The 10,911-nt window shown below is 75.2% G+C and carries 12 protein-coding genes; 10 read left to right on the forward strand and 2 right to left on the reverse strand.

The features are described 5' to 3' along the window. A partial coding sequence (locus tag ABZ641_RS15925) for a hypothetical protein (RefSeq protein WP_359982314.1) occupies nucleotides 1-506 on the reverse strand: 506 nt, incomplete at its 3' end. A 270-nt stretch (nucleotides 507-776) separates the two neighbouring features. On the opposite strand from ABZ641_RS15925, the gene def reads away from it, so the two are divergent. The 9 genes from def (at nucleotide 777) to ABZ641_RS15970 (ending at nucleotide 9,408) form a co-directional block, all read left to right on the forward strand. Beyond that, nucleotides 777-1,322 carry a peptide deformylase gene (gene def, locus ABZ641_RS15930; protein ID WP_359982317.1) on the forward strand — a complete coding sequence of 182 codons (546 nt, stop codon included), beginning with the start codon at nucleotides 777-779 and terminating at the stop codon, nucleotides 1,320-1,322. Between the two features lie 68 nt (nucleotides 1,323-1,390). After that, nucleotides 1,391-2,326, forward strand: a complete 936-nt coding sequence (gene fmt, locus ABZ641_RS15935) for a methionyl-tRNA formyltransferase (protein WP_344624235.1) — start codon at nucleotides 1,391-1,393, stop codon at nucleotides 2,324-2,326. A 69-nt stretch (nucleotides 2,327-2,395) separates the two neighbouring features. Continuing rightward, complete coding sequence (locus tag ABZ641_RS15940; protein ID WP_359982320.1) at nucleotides 2,396-3,826, forward strand: transcription antitermination factor NusB; 1,431 nt, start codon at nucleotides 2,396-2,398, stop codon at nucleotides 3,824-3,826. Between the two features lie 121 nt (nucleotides 3,827-3,947). Next, nucleotides 3,948-4,919 (forward strand): aldo/keto reductase, encoded by a 972-nt coding sequence (locus ABZ641_RS15945; RefSeq protein ID WP_344624237.1) that lies wholly within the window; start codon nucleotides 3,948-3,950, stop codon nucleotides 4,917-4,919. 58 nt (nucleotides 4,920-4,977) lie between these two features. Next, nucleotides 4,978-5,475 carry a hypothetical protein gene (locus tag ABZ641_RS15950; protein ID WP_359982323.1) on the forward strand — a complete coding sequence of 166 codons (498 nt, stop codon included), beginning with the start codon at nucleotides 4,978-4,980 and terminating at the stop codon, nucleotides 5,473-5,475. A gap of 296 nt (nucleotides 5,476-5,771) precedes the next feature. Beyond that, the gene (locus tag ABZ641_RS15955; protein WP_344624239.1) at nucleotides 5,772-6,692 is read left to right on the forward strand and encodes a diiron oxygenase; all 921 of its coding nucleotides are present in this window, start codon (nucleotides 5,772-5,774) and stop codon (nucleotides 6,690-6,692) included. Nucleotides 6,693-6,792: 100 nt separating this feature from the next. Continuing rightward, on the forward strand, nucleotides 6,793-7,440 hold the full coding sequence (locus ABZ641_RS15960) for a C39 family peptidase (RefSeq protein ID WP_344624240.1): 648 nt from the start codon (nucleotides 6,793-6,795) through the stop codon (nucleotides 7,438-7,440). Nucleotides 7,441-7,568: 128 nt separating this feature from the next. Continuing rightward, nucleotides 7,569-8,399 (forward strand): isocitrate lyase/phosphoenolpyruvate mutase family protein, encoded by an 831-nt coding sequence (locus ABZ641_RS15965; protein WP_359982326.1) that lies wholly within the window; start codon nucleotides 7,569-7,571, stop codon nucleotides 8,397-8,399. Nucleotides 8,400-8,583: 184 nt separating this feature from the next. Next, nucleotides 8,584-9,408 (forward strand): ATP-binding cassette domain-containing protein, encoded by an 825-nt coding sequence (locus ABZ641_RS15970; protein WP_344624242.1) that lies wholly within the window; start codon nucleotides 8,584-8,586, stop codon nucleotides 9,406-9,408. A gap of 37 nt (nucleotides 9,409-9,445) precedes the next feature. On the opposite strand, the gene ABZ641_RS15975 is transcribed toward ABZ641_RS15970, so the two are convergent. After that, the gene (locus ABZ641_RS15975; protein WP_359982328.1) at nucleotides 9,446-10,300 is read right to left on the reverse strand and encodes a hypothetical protein; all 855 of its coding nucleotides are present in this window, start codon (nucleotides 10,298-10,300) and stop codon (nucleotides 9,446-9,448) included. A 213-nt stretch (nucleotides 10,301-10,513) separates the two neighbouring features. Between ABZ641_RS15975 and ABZ641_RS15980 the strand changes: the two genes are divergently transcribed. Next, the coding region (locus ABZ641_RS15980; RefSeq protein ID WP_359982331.1) for a ribulose-phosphate 3-epimerase at nucleotides 10,514-10,911 on the forward strand (398 nt) is incomplete at its 3' end.

A 10,911-nucleotide genomic window follows, 5' to 3' on the forward strand; every position in this document is an offset into this window, starting at 1 on the left:
CGGGCGTCCGGCTGGGCGGCCAGGCCGCCCTGCCGGGCCTGCGGCACCGTCCGGGGGAGGGGGCCGGGCACGGGCGCCTCGGCCCGCTCGTGGAGCGGCTCGGGCGCACGCTCGTCGTGCGGCGCCGGGACGGAGGCCGCCGCGAGCAGCTCGGTGGCCGGCCGGCGCATGCCGTACCGGCGGTGCACCGCCTGCTTGGTGACGCCCAGCGCGGAGCCCACCGAGTCCCAGGAGAAGCCGAGCGCCCGGTCGAACTCGACCGCCGCCGCCACCAGCGTCTCCACGCTCTCGCGCAGCTCCTGCGCCAGCCGGACGGTCGGGGCGGGCGCCCGCCCGTACACCACGAAGCCCGCCGAGGTGCTGGGCCGCCGGGGCCGGTAGACGTTGCCCAGTTGGGCGGTCAGGGTGCGCAGCGCGTCCACCTGGCGCCTCACCCGCTCGATGTCCCGCACCAGCAGGTGCAGGCTCGCCCGCGCCCGCGCATCGTGGTTGATCTGCTCGGCCATGGCCTCTGCGCCACCTCTCCGTACGGTCGGCGTGGACCGCGACGCCGTGCGTCCCGGTCAATTCCACTTGACCAACGCCCGACCCCTGGCCCGGGTAACGCGCCCGTCCGAGAAGGTCGGTGGGGCACGACCGGGACGGCCGCCGGGCGCCCCCGGCGCACGCCCACCCGCGCCGACCTCGCCGAACCCCGGCCCGGCGTACGGCGCCCATTGCATAGACTCTGCAGGTACGCCTCCCTGCCGCCGACGTCCCGAGGAGCCCCCGCAGTCATGGCGATCCAGCCGATCAGGATCTTCGGCGACCCGGTGCTCCGGACGAAGGCCAAGCCGGTGACCACCTTCGACAAGGAACTGCGGCGCCTGGTCAAGGACCTCACCGACACCATGCTCGACGCCCCCGGCGCCGGCCTTGCCGCGCCCCAACTGGGCATCTCCCTGCGGGTGTTCACCTACAACGTCGACGGCGTGGTGGGCCACCTGATCAACCCCGACCTGTCGCTCACCGACGAGGAGCAGGACGGCCCCGAGGGCTGCCTGTCGCTGCCGGGCCTGCGCTTCGACACCAAGCGCGCCCACGGCGTCGTCGCCAAGGGTTTCAACATGTACGGCGACCCGGTGACGATCGAGGGCACCGAGCTGCTCTCCCGCTGCATCCAGCACGAGACCGACCACCTCGACGGCATCGTCTTCATCGACCGCCTCGACCGCGAGACCCGCAAGGCCGCGCTCAAGGCGATCCGCGAGGCCGACTGGGGCGACGGCCCGGCGCCGACCGTCCGGATATCGCCGCACTCCACCTTCGGCTCCGCCCGCTGACCACCTCCTCCACCCGCCGGGCCGCGCGCCCGCCGGGCCGGAGCACGCCCCCTCCGAGAAAGGCACCCATGCGCCTCGTCTTCGCCGGCACCCCCGAGGTCGCCGTCCCCGCCCTGGACGCCCTGCTGGCCTCCGACCGGCACGAGGTGGTCGCCGTGGTGACCCGCCCCGACGCGGTCTCCGGCCGCGGTCGCCGCACGGTCGCCAGCCCGGTCGCCCGGCGCGCCGAGGAGGCCGGCATCGAGGTGCTGCGGCCGGCGAAGCCCAGCGACCCGGACTTCCTCGCCCGGCTCACCGAACTCGCCCCGGACTGCTGCCCGGTCGTCGCCTACGGCGCCCTGCTGCGCCCCGCCGCCCTGGAGATCCCCCGCCACGGCTGGGTCAACCTGCACTTCTCGCTGCTGCCCGCCTGGCGCGGCGCCGCCCCCGTGCAGCACGCGGTGATGGCCGGCGACGAGGTCACCGGCGCCTCGACCTTCCAGATCGAGGAGGGCCTCGACTCCGGCCCGCTCTACGGCGTCGTCACCGAGGAGATCCGGCCCGCCGACACCAGCGGCGACCTGCTCACCCGGCTCTCGCACTCGGGCGCCCGGCTGCTCGCCGCCACCATGGACGGCATCGAGGACGGCGCCCTGCACGCCGTGCCCCAGCCCGCCGACGGCGTCACCGTCGCCCCCAAGATCAACGTCGAGGACGCCCGGATCGACTGGAGCCACCCGGCGCTGCGCGTCGACCGGCTCGTCCGCGGCTGCGCTCCCGCCCCCGGCGCCTGGACGGTCTTCCGCGGCGAGCGCCTCAAGCTGGCCGGCCCGGTCACCCTGCTCCCCGGCTCCGCCGAACTCGCCCCCGGCGAGATGGCCGTGGCCAAGCACAGCGTCCGGGTCGGCACCGGCAGCCACGACATCGAGCTCGGCGAGGTCCAGCCGCAGGGCAAGAAGCAGATGCGCGCGGCAGACTGGGCCCGGGGGGTCCGCATCGAGTCCGGCGAGCGACTCGGCGACTGACCCCGTTCCGGACCCGCCCCACCTCTTCGCCCGCCAGACCTTCCGTCCGCAGCACATTCGAGGCACCACGTGACCACGCCCAGCGCCAAGCGCGCCCCCCGCCCGCACCGCCGCCCCAAGAAGGACCCGGCCCGGATCGTCGCCTTCCGCGCCCTGCGCGCCGTCGACGAGCGCGACGCCTACGCCAACCTCGTCCTGCCGCCGCTGCTGCGCGAGGCCGAGCAGAAGGGCATGGAGCGCCGCGACGCCGCCCTCGCCACCGAACTGGTCTACGGCACCCTGCGCCAGCAGGGCACCTACGACGCGATCATCGCCGCCTGCATCGACCGGCCGCTGCGCGAGGTCGACCCGCCGGTGCTCGACGTGCTCGCGCTCGGCGCCCACCAGCTGCTCGCCACCCGGATCCCCAGCCACGCCGCGGTCTCCGCCACCGTCGAACTCGCCCGGGTGGTGCTCGGCGACGGCCGGGCCAAGTTCGTCAACGCGGTGCTCCGCCGGATCAGCGCACAGGACCTCGACGCCTGGATCGAGCAGGTCGCCCCGCCGTACGACGAGGACGCCGAGGACCACCTCGCCGTCGTCCACTCGCACCCGCGCTGGGTGGTCTCCTCGCTCTGGGACGCCCTCGGCCGCTGGCAGCCGGACGCCTCCGGCCGCGCCGCCGTCGAGGACCTGCTGCGCGCCGACAACGACCGGCCCGAGGTCACCCTCGTCGCCCGCCCCGGCCGCGCCACCGTCGACGAACTCCGCGAGGCCCTGCCGGAGGGCGTGGACGGTCGCTGGTCCCCGTACGCGCTGCGGCTCGCCGAGGGCGGCGACCCTGCCGGGGTGACCGCCGTCCGCGAGGGCCGGGCCGGCGTCCAGGACGAGGGCAGCCAGCTGGTCGCCCTCGCGCTCGCCGCGGCGCCGCTCGACGGGCCGGACAGGGTCTGGCTGGACGGCTGCGCCGGACCCGGCGGCAAGGCCGCGCTGCTCGGCGCGATCGCCGCCGAACGCGGTGCCGCCCTGGTCGCCTCCGAGAAGCAGCCGCACCGCGCCCGGCTGGTGGCCCGCGCGCTCGCCGGCAACCCCGGCCCGTACACCGTGATCGCCGCCGACGGTACCCGGCCCGCCTGGGCGCCCGGCAGCTTCGACCGCGTCCTGGTCGACGTGCCCTGCTCCGGCCTCGGCGCGCTGCGCCGCCGCCCGGAAGCCCGCTGGCGCCGCCGTCCCGAGGACATCGCCGGCTTCGGCCCGCTCCAGCGGGACCTGCTGCGCGGTGCGATCCGGGCCGCCCGGGTCGGCGGCGTGGTCGGCTACGCCACCTGCTCGCCGCACCTCGCCGAGACCCGTGCCGTGGTCGACGACGTGCTGCGCGGCGAGAGCGGCGTGGAGTGGATCGACGCCCGGCCGCTGCTGCCCGGCCTGCCCGGGCTCGGCGAGGGCCCCGACGTCCAGCTCTGGCCGCACCTGCACGGCACCGACGCGATGTACCTCGCGCTGCTGCGGCGCACCGCCTGAGGCCTCGTGCCCGGCGGCCGCGGGCGGGCGGTCCGTGCGGGCCGTCCGGGCGGGCGGAATTGATCCACCGCCTGAACGAAAACCTGGACAGCGGCCGCCGGTGTGGCCGAGGGTGGGAATCATGGAGTTCACCCACCTCGGCCGCACCGGCCTCACCGTCTCCCGGCTCTGCCTCGGCACCATGAACTTCGGTCCGCACACCGAGGAGGCCGACGCCCACCGGATCATGGACACCGCCCACGAGCTGGGCATCAACTTCTTCGACACCGCCAACGTCTACGGCTGGGGCGAGAACAAGGGCCGCACCGAGGAGATCATCGGCAACTGGTTCGCCCAGGGCGGCGGGCGCCGCGAGCGGACGGTGATCGCGACCAAGCTCTACGGCGACATGGGGGAGTGGCCCAACGAGGGCCGGCTCTCCGCGCTCAACATCCGCCGCGCCGTGGACGCCAGCCTCAAGCGGCTGCGGACCGACCACATCGACCTGTACCAGATGCACCACGTCGACCGGGCCACTCCGTGGGAGGAGATCTGGCAGGCGATGGAGGTGCTGACCGCCCAGGGCAAGATCATCTACGTGGGGTCGAGCAACTTCGCCGGCTGGCACATCGCCCGTGCCCAGGAGACCGCCCGGGCCCGCAACTTCCTCGGCCTGACCAGCGAGCAGTCGCTCTACAACCTGCTGGAGCGCAGCGTCGAGCTGGAGGTCCTGCCCGCCGCCCAGCACTACGGCCTCGGCCTGATCCCGTGGTCGCCGCTGCACGGCGGCCTGCTCGGCGGAGTGCTCCGCAAGGAGCGCGAAGGGGTCCGCCGGGCCTCCGGCCGGTCCGCCGAGACCCTGGAGAAGCACCGCGGGCAGATCGCGGCGTACGAGGACCTCGCCGCCGAACTCGGCCACGAGCCCGGTGACGTGGCGCTGGCCTGGCTGCTCTCCCGCGAGGGCGTCACCGCGCCGATCGTCGGCCCGCGCACCCTGGACCAGCTGCACGCCGCCAACCGCGCGCTGGACGTGACCCTGGACGCCAAGGCGCTGGAGCGCCTCGACGAGATCTTCCCGGGCCACCGCACCGCACCGGAGGACTACGCCTGGTAGAACGGATGTCCTGCCCGGGCGGGCGAGTCCGGGCAGGACACGGGGGAGGGGTGGCGCCATGGAGGCGCAGCGGCGCGCGGTGCCGAGGTCGGTGTGGGTGGTGACCGGGGTGTTCGCCGCGTTCTGGGCGGTCGTCCTGGGCGGGTGCACGCTGGTCGTCCAGCGGGACGAGGCGCGCGCGGAGGACCGGTACACCTCGACCGACTGGTTCGACGAGGTGTTCCCCCGGCTCGGGCCGGCCGTCTCCGGGACCTGGCGGTCCACCGACGGGCCGCGCGACCTGCTGCCCTCGCCGGACCCGGGGCTGGCCGGCTTCTTCCGGCTGCCGCCCGGCCGGATCGCCGAACTGACGGCGGGTCGGGAGTGCGCGCCGCTGGCGGCGCCGGACCTCACCGGCTACTGGCAGAAGGAGCTCGCCGGGAAGGGGCCCGAGGGCGCGTCCTGGATCGGCTGCCCCTCGCTCGACGCCGAACTGGCCCCGCAGGCCCCGGCCCACGCGTCCTTCTGGCTCGACCGGGCGTCCGACACCGTCTACGTCTTCGGCATCGACCTCTAGGCCGTCTCGTTCGGATCTTGCCGGGCGCGCGACGCCGGGCATCCTCCCCCGGCCTTCGGCCGGAAGGTGCCCCCGGCCGGACGCACCGGCGAATCGTCCGAGTGCGGTCCAGTACGAGGCCGATCCGCCGGCACATCCGGCCGGGCGCCCACCGCCGATCCGGCAAGATCCGGAAGAGACGGCCCGACCGGGCCCCCGGGTGCCGGGCGGTCTTTGCTGCGCGAGTTATTGACGGTCAATCTAATACGGTCTACGGTCCTGGCAGACCCCACCCGAGCGACCGAGGAGCGGACCCCATGGCGACCACCGCGCGCAAGGCCACCGCAGCCGTCCTGGAGGAGCGCGACGTGCAGCGCCGGCGCACCGCCGAGCGCCTCCTCGCCTCCTCCGCCAAGCTGTCCTTCGACCCGCTGAAGGACGTCGACTGGGACAGCCGACCCGTGCCCGGCGCCTACTACATCGCGCCGCAGCGGATCTCCCTCTACGGCACCGACCTGTGGGAGCGCCTCAGCGAAGAGCAGCGGATCGAGCTCAGCAAGCACGAGGTGGCCGCCGTCGCCAGCGTCGGCATCTGGTTCGAGGAGATCCTCATGCAGATGCTGCTGCGGCACGCCTTCGACCGGGACCCGACCACCGCGCACGTCCAGTACGCGCTGACCGAGATCGCCGACGAGTGCCGGCACTCGGTGATGTTCGCCCGCATGATCGCGTGGATGGGAGCGCCCGCCTACGGCCCGGGCCGGCTCGCCCACGAGCTCGGGCGGGTGTTCAAGGCGATCTCCACGCACAGCCAGACCTTCGGCGGGACGATGTACGTCGAGGAGATCCTGGACGCCTTCCAGCGCGAGATGATGGCCGACGAGTCGCTCCAGCCGCTCTCCCGCCAGGTCGCCCGGATCCACGTCATCGAGGAGTCCCGGCACATCACCTACGCCCGCGAGGAGCTCGTCCGCCAGGACCTCGGGCCCGTCCGCCGCCGGGTCGAACAGCTGCTGATGGGCATCGTGATCCACGTCGCCACCACCCACCTGATCAACCCGCGGGTGTACGCCGCCGTCGGCATCGACCCCAAGGAGGGCCGCCGGGCCGCGAAGCGGAACCCGAACTGGCGGGCCGCCAAGACCGAGATGGCCGCCAAGGTGGTCGGCGTGCTCGACCGCGCCGGGCTGGTCGGCCGCACCAACCGCTGGCTGCTGCGGGGCGCCGGCATCGTCTGAGCCGCGGGCCGGTGGGGCGCAGACGCACGGCCCGGACGTGCCGGGCGGCGTGCGCGTCCGGGCCCCACCGGCGAGGCGGGCCGTCCCGCCGTGCGTCAGAATGATCATTGTGCAGCCGATCAGCCACCCGGTTCCCTACTACGCGCAGTGGGAATCCCCCGAGCTCGTCCCCGACATCCTGGCCGGCACCGTCCTCGCCGAGGACGACCCGCGCTGGGAGGAGTCGGGCGCGCCGGACCCGGACGAGTACGCGTACTGGTCGTGGCGCGCCTGCGGCATGGCCTGCCTGCGGATGGCGCTCGACCACTGGTGGGGCGTCGCCCCGCCGATCGTGCGGCTCGCCGAGGAGAGCCGAGAGGCCGGCGCCTACGTCCGGCACCCCGACGGGCGGCTCGACGGGCTCGTCCACGCCCCCTTCGCGGCCTACGTCCGCGGGCGCTGGGGCCTGTCCGCGGACGCCCGCGCCCCGTTGCCGGCCGCGGAGCTCCGCGACCACCTCGACGCCGGCCGACTGCCGATGATCTCCGTCCACCCGTCGATCCGCACCCTGGAACCGGCCCCGCCCCGGACCGGCGGCCACCTGGTGCTCGCCGTCGGCGCGGACGACGACGCCCTGCTGATCCACAACCCCTCCGGCTTCCCCGGCGAGTCGCAGCAGCACGCCCGGGTGCCCTGGCCCGACCTGGAACGCTTCTACGCCGGCCGCGGCGTCGTCCTCGGGCCGCCCACCCCGCGCCGGGCCGAGTAGGCCGGAATCCTCCGCCGGGCCGAGCGGGCCGGAACCCGCCCGGCCGAGCAGGTCCGGCACCCCCCGATCGACGGCCGTGTCGCGAAACCGCGAGCGGCCGGCCCCACCGCCTTGGTCCAATACGGGACATGACTGCACAGCACCAGAAGGCCCAGCTGTTCCGTTCGCTCCACGACTCCGCCGCGCCGCTGGCCCTGGCCAACGCCTGGGACGCCGCCAGCGCCCGCCTGGTCGAGGCGGCCGGCGCCAAGGCCGTCGCCACCACCAGCGCCGGCGTCGCCTGGGGACTCGGTGCCGCGGACGGCAACCACCTCGACCGCGACCGGGCGATCGCCCTGATCGGCCGGGTGACGGCCGCCGTGTCCGTCCCGGTGACCGCCGACATCGAGAGCGGCTTCGGCGCCACCCCGGCCGACGTCGCCGCCACCGTCGCCGAGGTCCTCGCGGCCGGCGCCGTCGGCATCAACATCGAGGACGCCCGTACGGACGGCGGCCCCGGCCTGCGGCCGACCGAGGAACAGGCCGAACGGATCGCCGCGGCCCGCCGGGCCGCCGACGACGCCGACATCCCCCTCTACATCAACGCCCGCGTGGACACCTACCTCCGCGCCGTCGGGACCGGGGAGGCCCGGCTCGAGGAGACGATCGAGCGCGCCGCCGCCTACCTGGAGGCCGGCGCCACCGGCATCTTCGTCCCCGGCGTCACCGACCCCGCGGTCGTCGCCGCCCTGACCGCGGGCATCGACGCCCCCGTCAACATCCTCGCCGGCCCCGGCGCCCCGTCCGTGGCGGAGCTGTCCGGCCTCGGCGTCGCCCGGGTGAGCCTCGGCTCCTCGGTGGCCGAGGCCGCGTACGCGGTCGTCCGCAAGGTCGCCGCCGAACTGGCCGCCACCGGCACCTACACCGGTCTCGCCGACGCCCTGGACTACGGCGAGCTCAACGCCCTGATGAAGGGCTGAGACCGCCCGGCCGCCGCCCGGGAGGGCGTGCTCCCTTCCGGGCGGTGCGCCCGCGGGTGCGGGCGGGCGGCCCGTCCGACGGACGGCACGCGAACGCACCGGCCGCCGAAGTCTGAGATCATCCGGATGCCCGAGGCCGGCCGGAACCGATCCGTACGGCCACGACCGCGCCCGGGAGGCCGCCGTGACCAGTGCCGAACCGCTGCCCGACGCGCCGCTGCTGCGCGCCGACGCCGTGGACGTGGTGCGCGACGGCCGCTACCTGCTGCGGGACGTCTCCCTCACCGTCGAGGCCGGCCAGCACTGGGCGCTGCTCGGCGCCAACGGCGCCGGCAAGTCCACCCTGCTCGCCCTGCTCGGCGCGGTCTCCCACCCCACCCACGGCGAGGTGCACGTCCTCGGCCGGCGGCTCGGCCGGGTCGACATCCGGGCCCTGCGCACCCACCTGGGCCACGTCAACCCGCGCCACCCGCTGCGCTCCCCGCTGCCCGTCCGCACCGTCGTGCTGACCGGACTCACCAACAGCATCGAACCCGAACCCCGGTGGCGGCCCACCGCCGAACAGTCCGCGCACGCCGAACACCTGCTGGACACCATGGGCATGGCGCACCGAGCCGACGACCCCTGGACGACCCTCTCCCAGGGCGAGCGCGGCCGCGCCCTGATCGCCCGGGCCCTGATGCCGCAGCCCCGGCTGCTGCTGCTCGACGAGCCCGCCACCGGACTCGACCTCACCGCCCGCGAACTCCTCCTCGGCAGCCTCGACCTGCTGCGCGGGCGCCACCCCGGCCTCGCCACCGTGCTGGTCACCCACCACCTGGAGGAACTGCCCGAGACCACCACCCACGCCCTGCTGCTGCGCGAGGGCGGGTGCGTGGCGGCCGGGCCGGTCGAGGAGGTCGTCACCACCGAGCTGATCAGCGCCTGCTTCGGACACCCCATCAGCATCACCCGGCACGACGGCCGGTGGACCGCCCGCGCCGCCCGGACGGCGCCCGCCGAGCTCTGACCCGGGCACCGGTGCCCGCCGGTGCCGCCGCGTCGCCTCAGCCCGCCGCCGGCAGACCGATCGGGTTGGCCTGCGGCAGCTCGGCCCGGCACACCGTGGCGATCGGGCGCAGCGCGGCCGCCAGCTCGTCCAGCTCGGCGCGGTGGAAGCCGTCCCAGACCCGGGCGGCCGCCAGGTCGGTGACCGCCTCCAGCGCGCGGTGCCGGGCGCGGCCCTCCGTGCTGACGGTGCCGTCCCCGTGCAGCCAGCCCCGTTCGGCCAGACGCGCCGCCGCGGCGTCCCACTGCCCGTCCGTCCAGCCACGGTGCGGCTGCAGCGCCTCGCGGCGGGTGTCCAGCGCGCAGCGCAGCACCAGCGCCTCGCAGCCGTCCAGGCCCTCGGAGACCAGGGCGGCGACATGGCCGTCGCCGCGGTGCTCGCGCAGCACCGTCGTCGCCTGCCAGAGCCGGCCGAGCCGGTCCTCGGGGCGGGGCAGCGCGGCGTTGGCGGCGGCCAGCACCCGGCCGCCGCAGTCCAGTCCGTCGACCGCGCGCTCCAGCAGCTCCGCCGAGCGGTCGACCAGGTCCGGCTTCACCGCCTCCAGGACCCGCCCCAGGGTGGCCCGCGCCCCCGCGAGCCGCGCCTGCAGCGCCGCCTCCGGCGACGCCCGGTGCCAGATGTCCGGCAGGGCCCGCTCGACCATCGACGGTGCGAAGTTGAAGAAGGCGGCGACCACCGGGGCCGCGTCCACCGGGCCGAGCGGGGCCGCCCGGCCGCCGAAGTAGCCGCGCCAGTAACCGCGCAGGCCGACCGCCTCGTAGGCGGCCCGGCCCTCCGGCGCGAAGTAGGTGAGGGCGTGCACCGGCTCGAAGAGCCACCACAGGGCACGGGCGGGATGGACGTGTTCGGCCACGGACTGACAGCCTCTCCGGAGCCGTGCGGCTCCTGGTGCGGGCCGGGGCGCACGCGGTGCTGCCGTCGCCCCCTGAGCGGACCTGCGGTGATCGGGTCTGTGATGCGGGTCACCCCGGAGCCCCGGCGTTCACCTCCGGCCACCGCTTCACGCGATGATGGGAGGAGGCGGCCGCAGACGAACGCCCGCACCGAGCTGTGAAGGTACCCGGACATGGCGCAGATCAACCCCAGCATCCTCTCCGCCGACTTCGCCCGCCTGGCGGACGAGGCCGAGGCCATCCGCGGTGCGGACTGGCTGCACGTGGACGTGATGGACAACCACTTCGTCCCCAACCTGACGCTGGGCGTGCCGATCGTCGAGTCCCTCGCCAAGGCCACCGACACCCCGCTCGACTGCCACCTGATGATCGAGCAGCCCGACCGCTGGGCACCGCAGTACGTCGAGGCCGGTGCCGGCTCGGTCACCTTCCACGTCGAGGCCGCCAGCGCGCCCGTCCGGCTCGCCCGCGAGATCCGCGCCAAGGGCGCCCGCGCCTCGATGGCCCTGCGCCCCGCCACCCCCATCGAGCCCTACGAGGACCTGCTGCCCGAGCTCGACATGATCCTCAT

Origin of the sequence: Kitasatospora sp. NPDC007106 (assembly GCF_040634455.1) — a bacterium.
GTDB classification, from domain to species: domain Bacteria; phylum Actinomycetota; class Actinomycetes; order Streptomycetales; family Streptomycetaceae; genus Kitasatospora; species Kitasatospora arboriphila.

What these genes read in the sequence shown, in the direction of transcription:
- def (WP_359982317.1), top strand. Translation starts at nt 777, where the DNA reads ATGGCGATCCAGCCGATCAGGATCTTCGGCGACCCGGTGCTCCGGACG.
- fmt (WP_344624235.1), top strand. Translation starts at nt 1,391, where the DNA reads ATGCGCCTCGTCTTCGCCGGCACCCCCGAGGTCGCCGTCCCCGCCCTG.
- ABZ641_RS15945 (WP_344624237.1), top strand. Translation starts at nt 3,948, where the DNA reads ATGGAGTTCACCCACCTCGGCCGCACCGGCCTCACCGTCTCCCGGCTC.
- ABZ641_RS15950 (WP_359982323.1), top strand. Translation starts at nt 4,978, where the DNA reads ATGGAGGCGCAGCGGCGCGCGGTGCCGAGGTCGGTGTGGGTGGTGACC.
- ABZ641_RS15955 (WP_344624239.1), top strand. Translation starts at nt 5,772, where the DNA reads ATGGCGACCACCGCGCGCAAGGCCACCGCAGCCGTCCTGGAGGAGCGC.
- ABZ641_RS15960 (WP_344624240.1), top strand. Translation starts at nt 6,793, where the DNA reads ATGATCATTGTGCAGCCGATCAGCCACCCGGTTCCCTACTACGCGCAG.
- ABZ641_RS15965 (WP_359982326.1), top strand. Translation starts at nt 7,569, where the DNA reads ATGACTGCACAGCACCAGAAGGCCCAGCTGTTCCGTTCGCTCCACGAC.